The sequence below is a fragment of the Emticicia fontis genome (genome assembly GCF_054779675.1).
This window is the reverse complement of sequence record NZ_BAAGXU010000004.1, coordinates 82,866-105,849: the sequence shown is the minus strand read 5'-3', so window position 1 is coordinate 105,849 and position 22,984 is coordinate 82,866. Positions and strand designations below refer to the sequence as shown.

Sequence of the window (22,984 nt, the reverse complement as noted above, 5' to 3'; positions counted from 1 at the left end):
GTGTTCTTGCTAACAACCAAATGACTACACTATCCGCTGATGATTTGATTTATGGGTATATCAATGGAATTTTCCCGATGGCCGATTCTGATGGTACGCTCTATTGGTACTCTCCTGACCCACGTGCTATTATACCGATAGACACTTATAAACCACCCAAATCACTCCGGCCGGTTATTAATAAAAATCTATTCGAGATACGTATTAATCATGATTTCCGGGGAGTAATGGAAGCGTGCTCTCAACCACGCAGAGACTCTGAGGATACCTGGATTTCAGATGAAATTATAGATGCCTATACAAGTCTGCATCAGATTGGCTTTGCGCATAGCGTAGAGGCCTATCTGGATGACCGTTTGGTTGGAGGATTATACGGTGTATCTATAGGCGCAGCGTTTTTTGGTGAATCGATGTTTTATACAGAGCCGAATGCCTCCAAAATAGCGTTCAATTACCTGATGGAATTGCTCAGAAAACAAAAGTTTGAGTTATTGGATACTCAGTTCATCAACGATAACGTACGCCGTTTTGGAGCCATAGAAATCAGCAAGGCAGACTATATGCGGAAGCTTAAAAAAGCTATCAGCCACAAGGCAAGGTTTACCGAATTAGAAGTTGAACATTTGTTTACTCCTCTTACTTCTTGAAGTTATTAATCCCCTCGTCCAGAAATTTAACAAAGTCTTCTTTTGAGCTATAACCAATAGCTTGTTTCACAATCAGCTTACCATTAGTATCTTCAATCACATAATAGGGTTGTGCATTGTTGTTATACTTGGTAATCTCTAAGTCCATGTTTTTATCGCCGATGGTTTCTTTCAACTCGTCATCGTATTTAGAAGTATACTGTTTTTCTTTTGGTAATGCCTTTTTATCATCTACATACAGAGAGGCAATCACAAACTCATTTTTAAGCCTTTCAAGTACCTCTGGTTTTGGCCATACATTCTCTTCCATCTTCCGGCAATTGGCACAAGCATAACCGGTGAAATCAATGAATATAGGTTTATTTACTTCTTTGGCATAAGCCAGGGCATCGTCATAGTCATAAAAGCCCTGTAAATCGTGCGGAAGGGCACGAAGCTTAGAACCATCTGCCACGGCAGTATTCAAAGTCTTAGGAGGCAATAAACCCGATAAAAGGCTTAGTTCCTGACCTTTGATAAAGCCCGAAGCCATATAAGCTGTAAAGGCAAAAAAGATAAGCGCAAAAACAACTCTCTGCACACTATATTTAGTAACCTTATTGTCTTTTGGCAAGCGGATAACACCTAATATATACAAACCAATTGCTGCAAAAATAATAATCCAGATACCTAAGAAAAGATTACGCGAAATAAGGTTGAAGTGATAGGTTAAATCAATATTACTCAAAAACTTTAAAGCCAGAGCAAACTCCAGAATTCCAAAAACGGCTTTCATCTCATTCATCCAACCACCTGATTTCGGCAGACTTTTCAACCATTGTGGAAACATCGCTAATGAAGTAAAAACAGCCGCAAATGGTAGCCCAAAAGCTAGCATACCCCAAAGTGGTCTCCATACTTCACCTTTCGCTGCCAGAATTAATAAAGAACCTACAAATGGGGCTGTGCAAGAGAAAGAAACTACTACCAATGTAAGTGCCATGAAAAAGATACCTAATAGCCCACCCTTTTCAGACATTCTATCAATATTATTCACCATATTATGTGGCAGCACAATTTCAAACGCTCCTAACAAAGAAATACCAAAGATGATGAAAATGACGAAAAATATAAGATTGGGAATCCAGTGTGTACTGATGAAATTAAGGAATGGTGCACCGAAAAGTGTAGCAACCAACCCTATCAACGCAAAGACAAACATAATAGATAAACCATAGAATGTAGCTTTGCTGGTACCTTGCGATTGTTTCGTAAAGAAACTAACCGTCATAGGCATGATCGGATAAATACAAGGCATGAAGATAGAGGCGAAGCCTGCTAAGAACGCAGTGAGTAGAAATCCAATCAATGTATTACTTTCTTGCATAGAGTAGTTTGTTGTTGGGTATGAAAAACCCCGTTGTTCTAATTAAACAAAAAACTGCCTGAAAAATTTCATCTCAGGCAGCTTTTAACAAAACTTTTACAAATATTATGCCTCTGTTTCAGTGATGTTGATTTTTTGAATTTTATCTCCCTGACGGATCGCGTCAACCACATCAAGACCTTCTACAACTTTTCCGAAACAAGTATGGTTACGGTCAAGGTGAGCGGTGTTAGAGCGGTTGTGGCAGATAAAGAACTGCGAACCACCTGTATTACGGCCTCTGTGTGCCATTGAAAGCACGCCTTTGTCGTGATATTGATTATTTCCGGTTAATTCACACTCAATAGTATAGCCAGGGCCACCTGCGCCTGTTCCGGTTGGGTCTCCTCCCTGAATCATGAAATCAGGAATTACGCGGTGGAATTTCAAACCATCGTAGAATCCTTTTTTAGCAAGTGTTACAAAATTATTGACTGCGATAGGTGCATCTTGTTCGTAGAATTCGATAAGCATTGTTCCCTTATCGGTAATCATTTCAGCTTTTAACATGTGTTTGTTTTCGTTACGGCGACCCGTTTGAAATTTAAGAATTATATGGAATAAATTTTTTCGAATATTCTAACCACCTATGGTTGTCATAGACTCTGAAACCAGATTTTTACGGTTTCTTTCGGCCTCAAAGCCATCCAAAGCACGGCTTTGAAGTGCTTCGCTAATTAATAACTTAATTTGCTCATCAGAAAGTTTCTGACGCATCATATCTCGGATATTAAAAACACCATCATCATACAAACAGGTTTTGAAAACACCAGTAGGCGTTACCCTGATACGATTACAGGTGCCACAAAAAGTGCGGCTGAAAGCAGCAATAACGCCAATGCTCCCCTTAAAGCCCGGAATCTGGTAATTATAAGAGGTAGAATTAGGCTCGTCTTGTAAACGATAGATTTCAGAATAATCTGAACGGATTAAATCCATTATCCGTCCATAACTCCAGAAATTCTGAATCTGGTCAGGGCGAAGACCTGCGCCATTAAAAGGCATTTCTTCAATAAACCTTACGGATACATTCTGATCTCTTGCCAGCTCTACCATTGATAGAATATCTTCGTCATTTTTACCGGACATGACTACTGTATTAATTTTTACAGGAATATCATGCGCTAAGAGCGTCTCTAATGTTTCCCATACTTTCGGAAATTCATCCCGGCGAGTAATTTCATAGAAACGTTGGCGGTCAAGAGAATCTAAACTTAGATTTACTGAGTTTACGCCCAGCTTTTTCAATTCTGGCACTAAGGGAGCGGTTAATACCCCATTAGTCGTAATATTGATTTTATTAATCCCGTCTATCTCTGATAGTTTCCAGAGAAAAGGCATAATATCTCTTCTTAAGAAGGGCTCACCTCCTGTAATCCGTACTTTACTGATACCCATTTCGGCCAGAATGCTCACTAATCTAATCATTTCTTCATAGCTCAATAAATGAGGCTTTGGCAGATACTGAATGCCTTCTTCGGGCATACAATAAAAGCATCGCAGATTACAGCGGTCTGTAACTGCTAACCTCAGATAATTGATAGGCCTGCCATGATTGTCTATGAGCATGATGAACTATTGAGTGATTGAACAATTTAGTGAATGAGTGATTAGGTCGTTGCGATGATTAATCACTTCACAAAGTGAATCTTGCACAGTAAACACAGATAAAACAATTATTAACCATTAATGATTCGCAATTAAAAATAATCACTAATTCGCTCATTCACTAAATCACTAATTTTTTTCCTAAAATTACTCACAATCCTATAAAAAACAAAAGAGGCATGGGTGTCCACGCCTCTTTGAATATTATAAAGAAAATTAAGCTACTGCCTCGGCAAGTACCAGAATTTTATTTTTTACTACTTCTACCACGCCACCATCTACAACAAATGTTTGTTTTTTGCCATTTGCTTCGATCACCAAATCACCTTTGGCAAGTGTACTGACAATAGGAGCATGGTCTTTCAAAACCTGAAAACGACCTTCGCTACCAGGGAAAGAAACAGCGTTTACTTCGCCAGTATAGACTTTTTTATCGGGGGTAATTATCTCTAAATTCATGATTATTGTTTGTTCGCTTCTGCAATCAATTTTTCGCCTTTCACAACGGCATCTTCAATTGTTCCAACCAGGTTGAAAGCTGATTCAGGAAGATTGTCGTGGTGGCCGTCCATAATTGCGTTAAAGCCTTTGATTGTATCGTTGATATCAACCAATACGCCTTTTAAACCTGTAAACTGTTCAGCTACGAAGAATGGTTGAGATAAGAAACGTTGTACACGACGTGCACGAGATACGATTAATTTATCTTCTTCTGATAGCTCTTCCAAACCAAGGATAGCGATGATATCTTGTAACTCTTTATAACGTTGTAAAATGTTTTTTACACGTTGTGCTGTGTTATAGTGAGCGTCGCCCAATACAGCAGCAGAAAGAATACGTGAAGATGAATCTAGTGGATCCACGGCAGGATAGATACCCAACTCAGAGATTTTACGGCTTAATACAGTAGTAGCATCTAAGTGGGTAAAGGTTGTTGCAGGAGCAGGGTCAGTCAAGTCATCGGCAGGTACATATACCGCTTGTACTGATGTAATTGAACCACGTTTGGTAGACGCGATACGCTCTTGCATGTTACCCATTTCGGTTGCCAATGTTGGTTGGTAACCTACCGCAGATGGCATACGACCTAAAAGGGCAGATACCTCTGAACCAGCTTGGGTAAAGCGGAAGATATTATCGATAAAGAAAAGAATATCACGACCTTTGCCTTCGCCATCTCCATCACGGAAGTGTTCCGCAACTGTAAGACCCGATAAAGCTACACGTGCACGTGCTCCCGGAGGCTCATTCATCTGACCGAAGATAAACGTTGCTTGTGAATCTTTCAAAGCTTCTTTATCTACTACGCTCAAATCCCAGCCACCTTCTTCCATTGAGTGTTTGAATGCGTCACCGTATTTCACGATACCAGATTCAATCATCTCACGAAGCAGGTCATTACCTTCACGTGTACGCTCACCTACACCGGCAAATACTGAAAGACCTGCGTAAGCTTTGGCAATATTGTTAATTAACTCCTGAATCAATACGGTTTTACCTACACCCGCACCACCAAACAAACCGATTTTACCACCTTTTACGTAAGGGGCAAGAAGGTCAATTACTTTAATACCAGTAAAAAGAACTTCAGTTGAAGTTGCTAATTCTTCAAATTTCGGTGCCGCACGGTGGATTGACATACCCGGAGTAGTAACTTGTGGTAAACCGTCAATCGCTTCACCAACTACGTTAAACAAACGACCTTTGATCGCATCGCCTGTTGGCATAGTGATCGGTGATCCAAGGTGAGTGACATTCATTCCACGTTGTAAACCTTCTGTTCCGTCCATCGCAATAGTACGAACGCGGTCTTCGCCAAGGTGTTGTTGTACTTCAAGGATAACTTTCTGACCATTTGCCTTTTCTACTGACAAGGCGTCAAGAATAGGGGGGATAAAAGAATCTTTACCCTCAAAGCTCACGTCAACCACGGGGCCGATAATTTGTGAGATTTTACCAATATTAGCCATTTATGGAGTATTTTAAAATTTAGATAGATTGAAACGAAATGAGGCATGAAAACATTACCATCCCGTTTTGGGACGCAAAATTAATACTTCTGATTTGCAAAAGCAAAATCTTACGCAAGGATTTTGTATTTTTTTTAGATAGCCCCCCTGTTTCAGGACAATATTATTAATAAAAGTAGAATATTATTTTGGTATAAAACGGAGAATTTACTAGATAAACAAGCCAAGAAACACTATTAGTAGTCTCCTGGCTTGTGAAAGAAGGGTGTATTAAAGCTGAATTAAAATATAACGTAAAAAAGGTACGGTTGCTTATAGCGAAGAATAAATCAAACAATTAAATTATAATACTACTTTTGCAAAGCAGTATTATAAAACAGCCATAGATTTCCAATCCAAAAAAATAGATAAATTATACCGGGTATCTTCATTAACATCTCCTTTTTTAGAGTATAATAATACATTAAAAAAGGAATAATAAAATAAGATAATAACCAACAAATTACAGGAAAACTACCAGGTATGTTAAATATTTGTATTTGATAATAATGGATAAGTATATAATGGATGCCATCATACACTCCACAAAGTGAAATAATATTTAAAACCAGTATAAAATACTTTTTTAAATATTTGATGCTTAAATATTTCATTTCTTGTAAATCTCTTTTTTACATCTTGAAACCATCAGTCTTCTTTTAAGTTCAACTATATTTCCATTTCTCTTCAATATCTTCCAGACTCATGCCTTTAGTTTCAAAAACAATAAATTTGGCGAAAAGTAGGCCTAAAACTACTACTACTGCATAAATACCAAATATGCCGCCATTAGTACCTAAAGAGGTCGCCGCCATAATCGGGAAGGTATAAGCTACACAAAAATCAAAAACCCAGTGGTTGAAACTACCCATACTTGAAGCAAACCCTCTGATTTTTAATGGATAAATCTCCGAAATCAATAACCAGCCTAAAGGCCCTAAGCTAATGGCAAAGAAAATAATATAGGTATATACTCCACCTACTAACATAATCTGTTGCAAGCCTGGATTTAAGGAATCCTTCAGGAAGAAAGCTAATCCGACAGTAGAAAGGCAAATTGCCGTACCAATAAGTCCCGTATAAAGAAGTGGTTTCCGTCCCCATCTATCTAAAAACATAATGGCAAATACTGTAGCGATTGAATTAGTTATCCCAACTCCAACCGTAGCCAGAGCCGCGATATTACCTTCGGGAAATACTTTTTTGAAAATATCAGTCGAGAAATAAATAATCGCATTAATCCCTGAAAACTGCTGAATAAAGAAAATACCAATGGCAATAAATAAAGGCGTACGCAGACGTTTGCTGAATAGCATTTTCCAACTGCCTTTATTATGCTTTTCGTTTTCTATCACTCTCTTGGTTTGAGCAACTTCGTGTTTAGCCTGATCGGGGTCACGCAAGCGATTCAATACCTCAAGCGCTTCTTTTTCCCGCCCTTTGGTAATGAGCCAGCGAGGACTTTCAGGTACGAATAACATACCCAGAAACAAGATAGCAGCCGGAACAAAACCTGCCCAGAACATACTTCTCCAACCATCTGCATGCTCAGCAAAGAAATAACCTACTACAAAAGAAAGCAGAATACCCAATGTAATAGCCAGTTGAAAGAAAGTTACTAGTCGCCCTCGCATATTGGTCGGGGCAATTTCGGCCAGATATAAGGGCACAGTAGAAGCTACAATACCAATGGCTAAGCCCAGAAATAAGCGACCAATAATAAGAAAGGCAATACTCGGTGCAACAGCGGTAATAACAGAGCCCAATATGAAGACCAAAGAAGCAACAACGTTTATTTTCTTTCTACCTAAAATATCGGTTAAAGGCCCGCTGATAAAAGGACCTAGCATACCACCTGCTAAAACAGCGCCTACAATCCAGCCCTCTGTTTGTTCGTCAAATTTAAATTGTGCTCTCAATGAAGGAAGCGCTACATTGATAACGCCTGTATCGAAACCAAATAAGAGTCCGCCGGTAGCGGCTACGGCAGCAATGAAATAAAGGAGGGTGTTTTTGTTCATAAGTGCATAGGTTAAGTTAATGTCTGAGTACAAATAAAGTAAAAATTTGGGAAAAATTTCGTAATTTCGTAGTACGGATTGTTAAGGAATAAATAGTCTCCATAGCGTTAAATATTGGTCATTGAAACTCGCAGAATGTTTTTAGAAAAAATCTATCTCTCTAATTTTAAAAATTACGAAGAAGCCTCTTTTAATTTCTCTCCACAAGTAAACTGTATTGTTGGTGAAAATGGAAGTGGAAAAACCAATCTGCTCGATGCCATCTATTTTCTTGCCCTTAGCAAAAGCTCTATCCATCACCAGGATGCACACAATATCAATCATGATACCGAGTTTATGCTGATTGATGGGATTTTCAAAAAAAACAACCGCACCCATCAGATTACCTGCTCTATTCAACGTGGTCAGCGTAAAATACTAATGCACGAAAAGAAACCTTACGAGCGGATTTCTGACCATATCGGTCAATTTCCAGTAGTGTTGATTGCGCCGGATGATACTGAACTCATAAAAGAAGGAAGCGACGAAAGAAGACGCTTTTTTGATGGTGTACTCTCACAGATGGATAATGAGTACCTGAATGACTATCAGCAATACAACCGCATTTTAGAGCAAAGAAACAGTTTGCTGAAAATATTTGCTGAGCGAAACTTCATCGACCAGGATTTACTGGATACCTACTCTGACCCTTTGGTAAAATTAGCTTTACGTATTTATAAACAAAGAAGAAACTTTATAGATAGTTTTCTGCCGATATTCAAGAAACACTATTCAATTATCAGCGATGGCAGGGAAGAAGTAGAGATTATTTATGAATCTGAGGTAGCAAGCGGTGAGTTTCCACAGGAGTTCCGCCTGAACAGACAAACGGATGTAAGAGCGCAACGAACAACCAAAGGGATTCATAAGGATGATTATATATTTGAGATTGATACGTATCCTATCAAAAAATTTGGCTCACAAGGTCAACAGAAATCATTTGTGATGGCGCTTCGTTTGGCTCAATTCGAAATGATTGAAACATTGAGAGAGACCAAGCCGATTCTGCTATTAGATGATATTTTCGATAAGCTGGATGATAGAAGAATTCATAGTCTGGTAGAAAGTATTAATAACCATACTTTCGGACAGGTGTTTATTACGGATGCTCGCCCTGAAAGGACACAAAAGATTTTAGAGGAGGTGAAAGCTGAGGTGAAATATTTTAGGATTACACCGGAACATAAGACTGTCAATTCATAAATTGTAATCGCTTATTTCTCACCTTTTTATTTCACTTTTTTCTTTCTCCATTCTTCTTTTTCCAAAATTTTTCTTACCTTTGCACCCGCGTTGAAAAAATCGACGTATTTTTTGCCCCTTTTCTGAAGCAAATGGTTCTTTCGGAGGGGTTCATCTAAAAATCTTTGAACCAATGTCACAAAAAATCAGAATCAAATTAAAGTCATTTGACCACAACTTAGTGGACAAATCGGCTGAGAGAATTGTGAAGGCTGTAAAATCTACAGGAGCCGTTGTAAGCGGACCAATTCCATTGCCTACTCGCAAAGAAATCTTCACTGTACTACGTTCTCCGCACGTTAACAAAAAATCACGTGAGCAGTTCCAGTTATGTACTTACAAACGTCTGATCGACATTTACTCGGCTAGCCCGAAAACTGTTGACGCGTTGATGAAATTGGAATTACCAAGTGGTGTTGACGTAGAGATCAAAGTATAGTTATCTCTTAATACTGATGTGAGAGGCCTCTGGATTTGTTCAGAGGCTTTTTTTATGCCTTTCCGGTAGAATTTAGAAAAAATTAATGCACTAATTCGCCTGAATTGCCTACATAAATCAATAGAATATCTCAATATTTTTCATCCATAATGATTTAATTCCTAAATTTGCTGTCATCTAAGCAAAAAAGCATTTATAAATTTTAAGCAAAATAGATTCAGATGGCAGCTACGAAAGAAAAAGCACCAAAGGTAAAATACAGCAAGGAAACATATATGTATTGGTACGAGTCTATGTATCTTCAAAGAAAATTTGAAGAAAAAGCCGGACAGTTGTATGGTCAGCAAAAGATTCGTGGATTTTGTCACTTATATATCGGGCAGGAAGCTTGTTCTTCAGGAGCGGTTTCAGCCTTAACTAAAGACGATAAGTGGATTACTGCTTATAGAGATCATGGTCATCCATTAGCATTAGGTACAGACCCTAATAAAATAATGGCCGAACTCTATGGTAAAGAAACAGGTACAACCAAAGGCAAGGGTGGCTCGATGCACATTTTTGATAAAGAGAAAAACTTTATCGGTGGTCATGGTATCGTAGGTGCGCAGATTCCTTTAGGTGCAGGCATCGCTTTCGCTGAAAAATATAAAGGCACACAAAACATTTGTATGTGTTATTTTGGTGATGGTGCCGTTCGTCAGGGAGCTTTACACGAAGCTTTCAATATGGCGATGACCTGGAAATTACCGGTTATTTTCATTGTTGAAAACAACGGTTATGCGATGGGTACTTCTGTAGCTCGTACATCTAACGTAAGAGAGTTGTATACTATCGGCGAGTCTTACGATATGCCGGCAGAGCCAGTTGACGCGATGGACGTTGAAATGGTACACGAAGCCGTAAAACGTGCGGCTGATCGTGCAAGATCAGGCGAAGGCCCAACTTTCTTAGAGTTCAAAACGTATCGTTTCCGTGGACACTCAATGTCTGACCCACAAAAATACCGTACAAAAGACGAAGTGGAAGAGTGGAAAAGCCGTGACCCATTGGAACTTTGCAAAGATCGTATTTTAAAGAATGGTATTGCTACAGAAGCAGAATTGGAAGAAATCGACAACCGTGTGAAAGCGAAGGTAGAAGAAGCCGTGAAATTTGCTGAAGAATCTCCATTCCCTAAAGCAGAAACTGCATTTGATGATATTTATGTGCAGTCGGATTATCCTTTCTTGAGAGAATAGTTTATTGGTAATTCATATATTCAAAAGCCAGCGTCAGAGCTGGCTTTTGTTGTTTATAACGATTTTTTAATCGTCTTCCGAATTATAAATCCCCTTTCTGCGGTCGCATCACAATCTCCTCAATCACGGCACTATCCGATAAATTATAAGCTGTCCAGATAGTTTTAGCTACATCATCCGCACTCATAAATCTTTCTTCCGGAATATCTACGCCTGCCCAACTATCAGTTAATACTGCTCCGGGCATAATCGAGGTAACCTTTATATTGTATGGTTTCATTTCTTCTCTTAAGCCCTTACTAAAACCCAATAAGGCAAATTTAGAAATACTATAGGATCCGCCATTCGGATAAGCCATCAGGCTTGCCACCGAACACATATTAAATATATGTCCGTTTTTTTGTGCAATCATGCCTTTTACCAAGCCCCGTGTCAGATGATAAGCACTATAAAGATTGGTTTCAATAAGATTTTCTAATACGCCATCTTCTTCCTCATAAATATTCCCGGGAATAAAGTTACCAGCATTATTTACCAGAATATCAACAGGTCGGTTAAGAGAGTAAATAAAATTTACCAAGCCGACTACTTGTTCTTTTTTAGCCAGATCAGCCGCATAGGTGAAGCAGTTAACTTTAAATTCAGTATTGATGAAACTCTGCAATTCTTGCAAATCTTTTCTTTTACGGGCGGATGCTATTATGTCAAACCCGTTTCTGGCAAATATTTTAATGATTGCCCGGCCAATTCCTCTTGTACCTCCTGTAACAACTATTAGTTTCTGGCTCATTATCTGGTTATTTATTGATTTTTATGATTGGATTGGTTTTTGAATATAAATTCATCAACTAAAATGCGTTATTAAACAATTGCTTATCTTTGCAAATATCGTTAAAAACTTAGCTTAAAATTATGTTTTCTATTGTAGGAAGGTATTTAATATTTCTGGGAAAACTATTTACCAGACGAGAGACGTTCAGAGTATACTGGAATAGGTTTTTAGACGAATGTTTAAATATTGGTATTAGTTCTATTTTTATTGTGGCTATCGTAGCGATTTTTATCGGTGCGGTAACCTGCGTGCAAACCCGGGCAAACTTAGTAAGCCCGTTAATACCCGTATACATTGTAAGTAATATCGTGCGGGATATGACCCTCCTCGAACTTTCTTCAACATTTATGTGTGTGGTATTGGCCGGAAAAGTGGGGTCTAATATTGCAGGCGAATTAGGAACGATGAAAATTACGGAGCAAATTGATGCTTTGGAAGTAATGGGTATCAATTCAGCTTCTTATCTGGTATTACCTAAACTCTTAGCTTCTATTTTTACCTTTCCTTTATTAGCTATACTCTCCGGCTTCTTAGGTATTATGGGTGGTTATCTGGCAGGAACTTTAACAGGCATTATTACTCCGGAAGATTATATCTACGGTATCCGATACTCGTTTATTCCTTTTAATGTTTTCATAGCTATTATCAAAGCCTTCGTATTTGGTTTCCTTATTTCTACTATCTCGGCTTTTAAAGGTTATTATACCAGTGGTGGGGCATTGGAAGTAGGGCAGGCGAGTACTGCTGCCGTAACAAATAGCTGTATCGCGGTTTTAATAGCCGATTACTTATTGGCAGAATTATTAACGTAGAATGTCGGTTTTATAGTTAAAGTCAAATCAGAAGATAGTAGATTATATGATAGAAATCAAACACATTTCGAAGTCTTTCAACGACCGTAAGATATTAGATAATGTTAGTGGTGTATTTAAAAAAGGTCAGACGAGCCTCGTGATTGGCGCCAGTGGTACAGGAAAGAGTGTATTGCTGAAATGTATGCTCGATCTGGTGCGCCCGGAACTCGGTGCTACGCTTTATGATGGCCGTGATTTCTATATAGGCGAAGAAGAAGAAAAGAAAACGATTCGTCGTGAAATGGGTGTACTCTTTCAAGGGGGGGCATTATTTGATTCGCAGACAGTACATCAGAATATCCAGTTTCCATTGGATATGCTTACTGAAATGCCGGAAAGCGAAAAGAAAGACCGAGTGGAGTTTTGTTTGCAGCGTGTAGGTTTGGAGGGAACAGGCAGCCGTATGCCTTCTGAAATATCTGGTGGTATGAAAAAACGGGTTGGTATTGCGCGGGCAATTGTCATGAACCCGAAATATCTGTTTTGTGATGAGCCCAACTCTGGCCTTGACCCACTTACCTCTATCAAAATTGATGAGCTAATTAAAGAGATAACAGAAGAATATGGCACAACTACGGTTATCATTACGCACGATATGAACTCTGTACTCTCAATTGGTGATTACATTATGTTTCTTTATAAAGGTAAGAAATTATGGGAGGGCAATAGCCAGACTATACTCGACACTACCGTGCCGGAATTAGAAGAATTCGTTTTCTCAAATAAAGCCTTGATGAAAATGAGGGCTGAAAAACGTTAGTTAGCCATGCTTCGGGTTCCTTCTTCCATCAGTTCTAATGAGTTTGAATCATTAAAGATTCAGGATATGACATTCGTAGCCTATCGCAATAATGTCTATCCATCTCGTAATGAAATTTTTTTTGAAGAACATGCCATTGTTTATGTCTTGGAAGGCGAAAAGAAGTTTATTTCTCCTACACAGGATATTCATGTACAAAAAGGGCAGATTCTTTTCTTTCAGCGAGGTTGTTATTCGATGAATGAATCGATTGATACCAATTACCGTAGCCTTGTTTTTTTCTTTCCCGAAAATCTGCTAAAAGAATTTGTTGCGCAAAACCTCTCTCTATTTGAAGATGCAACCGAGGGGCCATTTGAACAGATATTAAGTTTAGAAAGCACAGAAAACTTCGACAAATTCGTCGATTCATTAATCCCTTTTTTCAGCGCCAGAACTAATCTGATGAATCAGTTTCTAAAACTGAAATTCACCGAATTGATGCTTCACCTACTAGAACTCGACCGCAGCAATCAATTTAAACGAACATTGTTCAAGATATATCAGGGGCAAAAAATAGATTTGGGCTATTTGCTTGAAACCTATTATCTGAAACCTTTATCAATTGAAGAATTAGCCCGTATTTCCGGCAGAAGCCTTTCGGTATTCAAAAGAGATTTTGAGCAACAATTTAATACTTCTCCCGCAGCCTGGATAAAAAACAAACGGCTGGAATATGCTTCTTTTCTTTTACAAAACACTTCTAAAAACGTCTCTGAAATAAGTCTTGAAATAGGCTACGAGAGCGTTTCTCACTTCATCAAAGCATTCAAAGAAAAATACGGTTTTACGCCCAAGAAAAACCATTGAGCTAAAAACACTATTTTTTGGGCGTATTTCGTTAATCCTTATTGAGTTTTTATACTCAATTTTGTATTGTTCAATTTCCGTAAAAGGATTTGGCCTATACACTAACAGAAAAAAACGCTTAAATATAAAATGTCAACACCAAAATCACTATTCGACAAAGTATGGGACGCTCACGTTGTGCGTAAAATCGAAGATGGTCCAGATGTATTCTTCATCGACCGTCACTTTATTCATGAAGTAACCAGCCCGGTAGCTTTCCTTGGCCTTGAAACCAGAGGAATCAATGTATTATTCCCTGAACGTACATTTGCTACTGCCGACCACAATACGCCAACTATCAACCAACACCTCCCGGTGGCAGACCCGCTTTCAGCTAACCAGTTAAAAGCATTAGAAACGAATACTGCTAAATACGGTATTTCTCACTGGGGTTTAGGGCATGCAAAAAATGGTATCGTACACGTAGTTGGACCAGAAAATGGTATCACTCAACCGGGTATGACGATTGTGTGTGGTGACTCTCATACCTCTACGCATGGTGCTTTTGGCGCAATTGCCTTTGGTATTGGTACCTCAGAGGTTGAAATGGTACTTTCTTCGCAATGTATCATGCAACCTAAACCTAAGAAAATGCGTGTGACGATTAATGGCAAATTAGGTGCTGCGGTAATGCCTAAGGACGTAACTTTATATATTATTGCTCAATTATCTGCTGCAGGTGCAACAGGTTATTTTGTAGAATATGCTGGAGATGTATTCAAAAATATGTCGATGGAAGGTCGTATGACGGTTTGTAATATGTCTATCGAAATGGGTGCCAGAGGTGGCATGATTGCTCCTGATGAAACGACATTTGCTTATTTGAAAGGAAGAGAATTAGCACCAAAAGGTGAAGCATGGGACAAAGCAGTAGCTTACTGGAAAACCTTACCAACAGAAGAAGGCGCAACATTCGATTTAGAATATAATTTCGATGCCGCGGATATTGAACCACAAATCACTTATGGTACAAACCCTGGCTTAGGTACTGGTATCTCTCAAAATATCCCATTGGCTAATCAGGTAAAAGATGGTGAAGCCAGCTACAAAAAATCATTGGGTTATATGGGCTTTGCAGAAAATGAGCAGATTGTTGGTAAACCAATCGACTACGTTTTCTTAGGAAGCTGTACCAATGGTCGTATTGAAGACTTCCGTGCTTTTGCATCTATTGTAAAAGGACGTAAAAAAGCAGATAACGTAACGGCATGGTTAGTACCGGGTTCTCATATTGTAGAGTCGCAAATTAAAGAAGAGGGAATTTTAGATATCTTGAACGAAGCCGGATTCGAATTACGTCAACCAGGTTGTTCGGCTTGTCTGGCTATGAACGACGACAAGATTCCTGCAGGTAAATATGCGGTATCTACCTCAAACCGTAATTTCGAAGGTCGCCAGGGACCAGGCGCACGTACTTTATTGGCTAGTCCATTAGTAGCTGCCGCTGCCGCTGTTACAGGTAAAGTAACTGACCCAAGAGAATTAATCTAAACATTAACTTACTGCTCAATGCAAGTGCTTCAACGGGATTTGCATTGGCTCAAAAATATTACGACAAATGGCTTACGATAAATTTACCGTGCTTACGAGCACAGCAGTACCTATGCCTATCGAAAACGTAGATACTGACCAGATTATCCCTGCACGTTTTTTAAAAGCAACCAAACGTGAAGGCTTCGGCGATAACTTATTCAGAGACTGGCGTTATAATGGTGATGATACCCCAAAACAGGATTTCGTATTGAATAACCCGATTTATTCCGGTAAAATCCTTGTAGGTGGCCGTAACTTCGGGAGTGGTTCAAGCCGTGAGCATGCTGCCTGGGCTATCTACGATTACGGTTTCCGTTGTGTGGTGTCTAGTTTCTTTGCCGATATTTTCAAAGGAAACTCTATCAACATTGGTTTATTGCCGGTACAGGTAAGTCCTGAGTTTCTGGACAAAATCTTCAAAGCGATAGAAGCTGACCCGAAAGCAGAATTAGAAGTAAACCTACCTGAGCAAACGATTACTATCTTATCGACAGGTGAAAACGAAAGTTTTGCTATCAACGGATACAAAAAACATAATATGCTTAATGGCTACGATGATATTGATTATCTGCAAGCCATGAAAAGCGAGATAAAAACATTTGCTGAGGCAAGTCTCTATTAAGAATAACTCATAAAGGAGACAACAAAACCACTGCTTTAAGCAACAGCAAAATGAAATATATAGAAATAATGGATACAACACTCCGCGATGGCGAACAGACCAGCGGAGTGTCTTTTTCTTCCAGCGAGAAACTAACCATTGCTCAGATATTATTAACAGAAGTAAAAGTTGATCGCCTGGAGGTGGCTTCTGCAAGGGTATCGGATGGTGAGTTTCAGGCAGTAAAAAAAATCACTTCATGGGCAGCGGAAAACGGATTGTTGGATAAAATAGAGGTACTAACCTTTGTTGATGGAGATACTTCGGTAAAATGGATGCTGGAAGCAGGTGCTAGGGTAATGAACCTGCTGACTAAAGGCTCATTGAATCATCTGACCCATCAGCTTAAAAAAACACCAGAACAGCATTTTGCAGAAATAGCACAGGTAATTGCCTTAGCAAAATCGCAGGGAATCAAATGCAATGTTTATCTGGAAGATTGGAGCAACGGCATGAGAAATTCTCCTGACTATGTGTTTCAATACCTGGATTTTCTTACTCAACAACCGATTGAACGGGTGCTTTTACCAGATACTTTAGGCGTATTAACCCCTAAAGAATCGTTTGAATTTATATACGCTATAGTTCAGCGTTACCCCAATACACATTTTGATTTTCATGCGCACAATGACTACGATTTAAGCGTAGCCAATGTGATGGAGGCTATCAAAGCAGGAGCTAAAGGCTTACATCTGACTGTAAATGGTATGGGCGAAAGAACTGGCAATGCCCCTTTAGCCAGTACTATTGCTGTATTGAATGATTTCTTCCCCGAGATAGAAACCTCTGTTGTGGAAGAATCTCTGTATTCGATCAGTAAAATTGTAGAAACATTTTCAGGGTTTAGTGTGCCTGTGAATAAACCGGTAGTAGGGGAGAATGTATTTACTCAAACGGCAGGTATTCATGCAGATGGTGATAATAAAAATAACCTTTATTTCAATGATCTGATGCCCGAACGCTTCGGGCGTACCCGTAAATATGCTTTAGGTAAAACTTCTGGTAAAGCTAATATTGAGAAGAATCTTCAAGAATTGGGGATTAAACTCTCTCAGGAGGATTTAAAGAAAGTTACGCAGCGTATCATTGAATTGGGAGATAGAAAAGAGGTGGTTACTAAAGAAGACTTACCTTATATTATTTCTGATGTGTTAGATTCTAATGCTATTGAAGAAAGGGTAGAAGTTATCAACTATGTGCTAACTCACTCAAAAAATCTTCGTCCGTCTACTACCCTAATGGTTAAAATTGATGGTCATATTTTTGAAGAAAGTGCACAGGGTGATGGTCAGTATGATGCTTTTATGAATGCGTTGAAAAAGATTTATGTCAAAAAGAAGGTAGTTTTGCCGATGCTGACAGATTATTTTGTACGTATTCCGCCTGGTGGTAAAACCGATGCGCTTTGTGAAACTATCATTACATGGGAGCATAACAATAAAGAATTCAAAACTCGTGGCCTTGATTCTGACCAGACGGTTTCAGCCATTAAAGCCACTCAAAAAATGCTTAATTTGATTCAATTTTAAAATAGAGTTTTAACCACGGAGTTTCAATACAAAATTTGGACAAAGCCAATTAAGAGAATACAATTTATTAATCCTCCAGCTAAAGCAGGAGGCAATTGAATCAATAGACCCCATTTGATTAGGTTTCAAGAAATAAACGTTCCATCGAATGCCTGAATTGGTAGAGACAGAGCATTGCCCTGTCTCTACGTTGCGTGTCATTAACGATGTTTTTATCATAGATTTAAGAGCACTTATTTTTTGAGGTCTAATCAAATGGGATAAAAAAATAGTAAATCCTATTAGCTTTAGCTTTTTTAAGGCGAGTCAAAATAATCAAAAATAAATGAAAAAACATATCTTAGTTGTTCCCGGAGACGGTATCGGGCAAGAAGTAACAGCCGTTGGAAAAAAAGTAGTTGAAAAAATCGCTCAGAAATTCGGTCATGAATTTACTTATGACGAAGCCCTGATCGGTCACGTAGCTATCGAAGCAACTGGTGATCCACTACCAGCAGAAACATTGGAAAAAATGCGTGCTTCTGATGCCGTACTTTTTGGAGCCGTTGGTCACCCGAAATACGACAATGACCCAACTGCCAAAGTTCGTCCGGAGCAAGGTTTATTGAAAATGCGTAAAGAACTAGGTCTTTATGCCAACCTACGCCCTATCAAATTATTTGATGAACTATTAGGTGCTTCAAGCATCAAACCCGAAATTCTGAAAGGTTCTGATATTCTATTTTTCCGTGAATTAACAGGAGATATCTATTTCGGTGAAAAAGGCCGCAAAAACGATGGTGATACTGCTTACGATATTGCTGAATACAGCCGTTATGAAGTAGAACGTATTGCCCGCAAAGCTTTTGATGCTGCTATGACCCGTGGTAAAAAAGTAATGTCGGTAGATAAAGCAAACGTATTAGAAACCAGCCGTTTGTGGAGAGAAACTGTACAAAAAGTAGCCAAAGAATACCCGGAAGTAACAGTTGAGCATCAGTTTGTTGATTCAGCTGCCATGTTGCTAATCAAAAATCCAAAACAATTTGATGTGGTCGTTACTGCCAACCTTTTTGGTGATATATTGACCGATGAAGCATCACAGATTGCAGGTTCAATGGGTATGTTGGCTTCGGCATCAGTTGGTGATAGCACAGGTGTTTACGAACCAATTCACGGTTCGGCGCATGATATTACAGGTAAAGGATTAGCTAACCCAATGGCTTCGATTCTATCAGCCGCTTTAATGTTAGATATTTCTTTTGGCTTGAAAGCTGAAAGCGAAGCTATTATTTCAGCTGTTGAGCAAACATTGAAAGCAGGTTTCCGCACTGGAGATATTGCAGATGCTTCTACACCAAAAGACATGATTTTGGGTACAGATGCTATCGGTGAAGAAATTTTGAAGAGAATTTAAGCATTTATATCGTTTTCTTATTTAATAGACACGTCGCATAAGCCTTATGTGGCGTGTTCTTTTTTTCATCAGATTTATTAGTTAATTTTGATAAAAAATTACTTAAACCCTCCCAATGAAAAAGATATTTCTTGTTCTGATTGTCGCTCTTGTTAGTCAGGTATCCTTTGCTCAGATTCCTAAAATCGGTTATGTATATGATGATTATGTCATGATAAATCTGAAAGAAATAAAAGATTTACAGACTGAAGTAGGTACTAAACGAGAGGAATTGTCAAAACAGTTGCAGGCGAAGAATTTGACTTATCAGGAAAAATTTGCTGCCTATCAGAAGTCATTAAAAGATATAACAGGACTTACGACTGAATCCTTAAATGCCTCATTAAAAGAAGTGCAGGAGCTGAAAAAATCAATGGACGATTTTCAGGGTGCTGCTGAAACAGAGCTACAAACCCTTATTCAGACCAAGTACAAAGATATTCGAGATAAAGTAACAGACGCTACCAAGAAAGTAGCTGCTGAAAAAGGATATAAAATCGTTTTCAGAAGAAATCCTGATGAAGCCAACAGAGAGTCAACTCCGGTGTTGTTATATGCCAACGATAATGATAGAGACAATCTATCAGATGCTATTCTGATTAAAATGGGCACTACACCACCACCCAAAAAACCAGTAACTCCTGCTGCCACTACACCAGCAGCAAAGAAACCAGCGCCTAAGAAACCATAAGAGATACTCTTTTATTTTAGCTGATGCTCAAGGATTTTTAATTGAGCATCAGCATTATTATTTTTAGGATTCAATTCAAGTGAGTGCTTATACATTTGTATCGCCATATCTTTTTGCCCGTCTTTCATTAACGCCTCTCCATAGCTATCAAAGGCATTAGAAGATTCAGGATATTCCTCCGTCGTAAATTTCAGGAAAGCTATAGCATCTTTTACCCGATTCTTCTGTAATAAATGATAGCCTAGATTATTCAGAAAAGACTCTGCTTTTGAGAAATCGTATGCTGCTTTTTCCCCCTTTAGTTTTTTATAAAATGTTATCAACTCTTCGCCACTACTTTTGTCCATTTTCTTAATAATGGCTACTTGCATCGACTTTAGAAATGGAACAGGTTCTTTGTTTTGTAAGATACTTACGACGCCCGCTGTTATATTTTCTAGATTGCCACGCTTATCTACTCTTGTATTATCAAAAACGATGACTGTTATTTTATCTTTAGAAAAGTGCAGCATACTTGATGAAAAACCTTGTAGCCCACCATTATGCCCGATAATGGTGTCTGCTTTTGTTTTTACGATGTAAAGCCCATAACCATAATTACCCAGATTAGGTGTAAACATGATTTCTCTGTTCTCTTTCGAAAGCAGCTTATCGCCATATAAAGCTTTTTGCCATAAATAAAGGTCTTGTGTAGTAGAATATAAGCCTCCTGCTGCATAAGTCGCCGTTGCCGGATTGATATAATCGCAATTGGTATACCCATCAAAACCAAAAGTATATCCCGAAGCACGATTCGTTACCAATTGCTTTGGACTATCCATGCCTGTATTCTTCATCCCTGCCGGATTCAGTATTTTTTCATGTATTACTTCTGCATAGGGCTTGTTGGTTAAGGTTTCTATGATTAATCCTAACAAGAAGTAATCCGTATTACAGTATTCAAATTTGGTTCCGGGTTCAAATCTGGGTTGTCCGATGCAGTATTTTTTAGCAATTTCTTCTGGCGAATAATTATGCGTATTAATATCATTCATCGCATCGGCACTTTCTGTATAATTAGGTAAGCCTGAACCATGTGTCAATAAATGATGAATCGTAATTTTATCGCCATTTTCTTTAGGATACCAGGGTAGATAGGTAGTGATTTTATCCGGAAGATTCAATTTTCCTTCCTGTTTCAATTGCATAATCAGCATAGCTGTGAATTGCTTGGTTATTGAGCCAATCCGGAATTTTGTATCTGCATCGTTGGCAATATTCCACTCTTTATTCGCAAAACCATATGATTTCTGAAAGACTGTTTTATCATTCTGAACGACTAAGATATTACCATTAAATAAGTCATTCGCTACATATTGTTGAACGTATCTATCAATTTCATTAGATTTGTTTTGTGCTTTGATGCCCGAAGAAACTAGAAATATTGAGAGATAAAAAGATACGCTAGCGAATGATAGGTAAAGCTTCATACAGAATAAGTTTTGAGTAGTCTATTTCATAATTTTTCTGGAAACCTCCTGTTTTATAGAAGGTTACAGGATACAAAAAAAAACGGGGTTTGATATTGTCATACCAAACCCCGTTTAAGCTTTTTATATTTTAAAACTACTTCTTCCAGATTGTATCAAAGGCTTCCTGAAGCACCTCTTTATCATCAAAATGGTGTTTCACGCCTTTGATTTCCTGATAAGTTTCGTGGCCTTTGCCTGCTACTAAAATAATATCTTGTGGACGGGCGATTTTTACTGCCTCAAAAATAGCCTGGTGTCTGTCTTCAATCGTTTGTACTTTATTGACATAGATTATAGGTACACCACTCTCCATTTGCCCAAGAATAGCGAACGGGTCTTCATTTCTGGGATTATCAGATGTCAGAATCACACGGTTGCTCAATTTACAGGCAATTTCGGCCATAATCGGGCGTTTGGTGGCATCTCTGTTACCTCCACAACCTACTACGGTTATAATCTGCTGATTACCGCCTTGTTGTAAATCTACTATTGTTTCCAGAACGTTTTTCAGTGCATCAGGTGTATGGGCATAGTCTACAATCCCAACAATATGATTTTGTGAAACCACTTGCTCAAATCTACCTGCTGGCGGTTGAATGTCTGACAATTGCATCAGCACTTCATCAGGATTTTCGCCTAAAAGAACAGCAGCTCCATATACTCCCAAGAGATTATACGCGTTGAAAGCACCGATTAATTTAAACCATACTTCGCGGCCATCGATATCCATTTGCAGACCAAATAAACCACAAGCCAGAATTTTACCTTTGAAACTGCCGATATTTTTTAAAGAATAAGATTCTTTGCGGGCAGCAGTATTCTGAATCATGATTTTGCCATTTTTATCATCGGTATTAACCAAGGCAAAAGCTGAAGCTGGTAATTGGTCAAAGAAACCTTTTTTAGCTCTTATATAATTATCAAAAGTTTCGTGGAAATCAAGATGGTCGTGGGTGATATTGGTAAAGATTCCTCCGGCAAAATGAAGACCTGCAATGCGTTCCTGTACTACTGAGTGAGAGCTAACTTCCATAAAACAATAGCTAACTCCCTTTTGAACCATATCGTATAATAGTTCATTGATTTTTACAGAATCAGGGGTCGTATGGGTAGAAGGGATAATATCATCATCAATCTGATTTTGTACGGTAGAAAGCAAACCACAACGATAGCCGAGTTTTCTGAACAAACGGAAAAGTAAGGTTACACTTGAGGTTTTGCCATTGGTACCAGTTACACCCACCAGTTTCAATTTCTTTGATGGATTTCCATAAAAATTAGCAGCGATTAAACCCATCGTACGAGCTGAGTTTTCTACCTGCAGATAGGTTATACTTTCGTTCAATTCCTCTGGCAGGCGTTCGCAAAGAATAGTTGAGGCACCTAATTCAATCGCTTTCCCGATAAAATTATGTCCATCTACCTGCGTGCCTCCAATGGCTACGAAAAGACTGCCGTCTTTTACCTGACGGGAATCGAAAACGATATTGTTGATTTCAATATCAGTTTTGCCCGAAACTGCTTTTAACGATACTTTATATAGGATGTCGCTTAGGATCATAGGATATGTTTGAAATGATGTTGGTAATTGCTGACAAATATATTACATATAAAATTTATCCGCCCGTCGATTGACAGGATT

Annotated in this window: 21 protein-coding genes; 12 read left to right on the top strand and 9 right to left on the bottom strand. The window is 38.6% G+C overall.

Annotated elements, in window-relative coordinates; all coding sequences use genetic code 11:
• Nucleotides 1-20: 20 nt before the first annotated feature.
• Entirely contained in the window at nucleotides 21-647 is a 627-nt protein-coding gene (gene aat, locus ACYVFA_RS03085; protein WP_460470325.1) for a leucyl/phenylalanyl-tRNA--protein transferase, read from the top strand.
• Here aat and ACYVFA_RS03080 read toward each other — a convergent pair.
• The 6 genes from ACYVFA_RS03080 to ACYVFA_RS03055 form a co-directional block, all read right to left on the bottom strand.
• Nucleotides 637-2,013 carry a protein-disulfide reductase DsbD family protein gene (locus ACYVFA_RS03080; RefSeq protein WP_460470324.1) on the bottom strand — a complete coding sequence of 459 codons (1,377 nt, stop codon included), beginning with the start codon at nucleotides 2,011-2,013 and terminating at the stop codon, nucleotides 637-639. The two genes, aat and ACYVFA_RS03080, sit on opposite strands and share 11 nt — an antisense overlap.
• A 105-nt stretch (nucleotides 2,014-2,118) precedes the next feature.
• Nucleotides 2,119-2,562 carry a peptidylprolyl isomerase gene (locus ACYVFA_RS03075; RefSeq protein ID WP_460470323.1) on the bottom strand — a complete coding sequence of 148 codons (444 nt, stop codon included), beginning with the start codon at nucleotides 2,560-2,562 and terminating at the stop codon, nucleotides 2,119-2,121.
• Between the two features lie 69 nt (nucleotides 2,563-2,631).
• Nucleotides 2,632-3,621 carry a GTP 3',8-cyclase MoaA gene (moaA, locus tag ACYVFA_RS03070; protein WP_460470322.1) on the bottom strand — a complete coding sequence of 330 codons (990 nt, stop codon included), beginning with the start codon at nucleotides 3,619-3,621 and terminating at the stop codon, nucleotides 2,632-2,634.
• Nucleotides 3,622-3,876: 255 nt separating this feature from the next.
• Nucleotides 3,877-4,119 (bottom strand): ATP synthase F1 subunit epsilon, encoded by a 243-nt coding sequence (gene atpC / locus ACYVFA_RS03065; protein WP_116983117.1) that lies wholly within the window; start codon nucleotides 4,117-4,119, stop codon nucleotides 3,877-3,879.
• Between the two features lie 2 nt (nucleotides 4,120-4,121).
• Nucleotides 4,122-5,630, bottom strand: a complete 1,509-nt coding sequence (gene atpD / locus ACYVFA_RS03060) for a F0F1 ATP synthase subunit beta (RefSeq protein WP_460470321.1) — start codon at nucleotides 5,628-5,630, stop codon at nucleotides 4,122-4,124.
• Between the two features lie 704 nt (nucleotides 5,631-6,334).
• Nucleotides 6,335-7,690, bottom strand: a complete 1,356-nt coding sequence (locus ACYVFA_RS03055; protein ID WP_460470320.1) for an MFS transporter — start codon at nucleotides 7,688-7,690, stop codon at nucleotides 6,335-6,337.
• 135 nt (nucleotides 7,691-7,825) lie between these two features.
• Here ACYVFA_RS03055 and recF point away from each other — a divergent pair, with 135 nt between their 5' ends.
• The 3 genes from recF to pdhA all read left to right on the top strand — a co-directional run bounded on the left by recF (nucleotide 7,826) and on the right by pdhA (nucleotide 10,648).
• Nucleotides 7,826-8,932, top strand: coding sequence for a DNA replication/repair protein RecF (recF, locus tag ACYVFA_RS03050; protein ID WP_460470319.1), 1,107 nt, complete (start codon nucleotides 7,826-7,828; stop codon nucleotides 8,930-8,932).
• A 172-nt stretch (nucleotides 8,933-9,104) separates the two neighbouring features.
• Nucleotides 9,105-9,410 carry a 30S ribosomal protein S10 gene (gene rpsJ / locus ACYVFA_RS03045; protein ID WP_101724935.1) on the top strand — a complete coding sequence of 102 codons (306 nt, stop codon included), beginning with the start codon at nucleotides 9,105-9,107 and terminating at the stop codon, nucleotides 9,408-9,410.
• A gap of 221 nt (nucleotides 9,411-9,631) precedes the next feature.
• Complete coding sequence (pdhA, locus tag ACYVFA_RS03040) at nucleotides 9,632-10,648, top strand: pyruvate dehydrogenase (acetyl-transferring) E1 component subunit alpha (protein ID WP_460470318.1); 1,017 nt, start codon at nucleotides 9,632-9,634, stop codon at nucleotides 10,646-10,648.
• A gap of 82 nt (nucleotides 10,649-10,730) precedes the next feature.
• Here the strand turns inward: pdhA and ACYVFA_RS03035 are convergent, their stop codons facing one another.
• Nucleotides 10,731-11,438: an SDR family oxidoreductase gene (locus ACYVFA_RS03035; RefSeq protein WP_460470317.1), complete on the bottom strand. Its 708-nt coding sequence runs from the start codon at nucleotides 11,436-11,438 to the stop codon at nucleotides 10,731-10,733.
• 122 nt (nucleotides 11,439-11,560) lie between these two features.
• Here ACYVFA_RS03035 and ACYVFA_RS03030 point away from each other — a divergent pair, with 122 nt between their 5' ends.
• From ACYVFA_RS03030 to ACYVFA_RS02995, 8 genes are all read left to right on the top strand, one after another.
• Nucleotides 11,561-12,292, top strand: a complete 732-nt coding sequence (locus tag ACYVFA_RS03030; RefSeq protein ID WP_460470316.1) for an MlaE family ABC transporter permease — start codon at nucleotides 11,561-11,563, stop codon at nucleotides 12,290-12,292.
• 46 nt (nucleotides 12,293-12,338) lie between these two features.
• Nucleotides 12,339-13,094 (top strand): ABC transporter ATP-binding protein, encoded by a 756-nt coding sequence (locus tag ACYVFA_RS03025; RefSeq protein WP_460470315.1) that lies wholly within the window; start codon nucleotides 12,339-12,341, stop codon nucleotides 13,092-13,094.
• Nucleotides 13,095-13,100: 6 nt separating this feature from the next.
• Nucleotides 13,101-13,943 carry a helix-turn-helix transcriptional regulator gene (locus tag ACYVFA_RS03020; protein ID WP_460470314.1) on the top strand — a complete coding sequence of 281 codons (843 nt, stop codon included), beginning with the start codon at nucleotides 13,101-13,103 and terminating at the stop codon, nucleotides 13,941-13,943.
• A 129-nt stretch (nucleotides 13,944-14,072) separates the two neighbouring features.
• Entirely contained in the window at nucleotides 14,073-15,473 is a 1,401-nt protein-coding gene (leuC, locus tag ACYVFA_RS03015; RefSeq protein WP_460470313.1) for a 3-isopropylmalate dehydratase large subunit, read from the top strand.
• A gap of 67 nt (nucleotides 15,474-15,540) precedes the next feature.
• Nucleotides 15,541-16,137: a 3-isopropylmalate dehydratase small subunit gene (leuD, locus tag ACYVFA_RS03010; protein ID WP_460470312.1), complete on the top strand. Its 597-nt coding sequence runs from the start codon at nucleotides 15,541-15,543 to the stop codon at nucleotides 16,135-16,137.
• Between the two features lie 50 nt (nucleotides 16,138-16,187).
• Nucleotides 16,188-17,705, top strand: coding sequence for an alpha-isopropylmalate synthase regulatory domain-containing protein (locus tag ACYVFA_RS03005; protein ID WP_460470311.1), 1,518 nt, complete (start codon nucleotides 16,188-16,190; stop codon nucleotides 17,703-17,705).
• Nucleotides 17,706-18,030: 325 nt separating this feature from the next.
• A complete protein-coding gene (gene leuB, locus ACYVFA_RS03000; RefSeq protein ID WP_460470310.1) occupies nucleotides 18,031-19,101 on the top strand; it encodes a 3-isopropylmalate dehydrogenase in 1,071 nt (356 codons plus the stop codon).
• A gap of 115 nt (nucleotides 19,102-19,216) precedes the next feature.
• Entirely contained in the window at nucleotides 19,217-19,831 is a 615-nt protein-coding gene (locus ACYVFA_RS02995) for an OmpH/Skp family outer membrane protein (RefSeq protein ID WP_460470309.1), read from the top strand.
• An 11-nt stretch (nucleotides 19,832-19,842) separates the two neighbouring features.
• Here the strand turns inward: ACYVFA_RS02995 and ACYVFA_RS02990 are convergent, their stop codons facing one another.
• Nucleotides 19,843-21,300 carry a serine hydrolase gene (locus ACYVFA_RS02990; RefSeq protein ID WP_460470308.1) on the bottom strand — a complete coding sequence of 486 codons (1,458 nt, stop codon included), beginning with the start codon at nucleotides 21,298-21,300 and terminating at the stop codon, nucleotides 19,843-19,845.
• A 136-nt stretch (nucleotides 21,301-21,436) separates the two neighbouring features.
• Nucleotides 21,437-22,903, bottom strand: a complete 1,467-nt coding sequence (locus ACYVFA_RS02985) for a Mur ligase family protein (protein WP_460470307.1) — start codon at nucleotides 22,901-22,903, stop codon at nucleotides 21,437-21,439.
• Nucleotides 22,904-22,984: the final 81 nt, after the last annotated feature.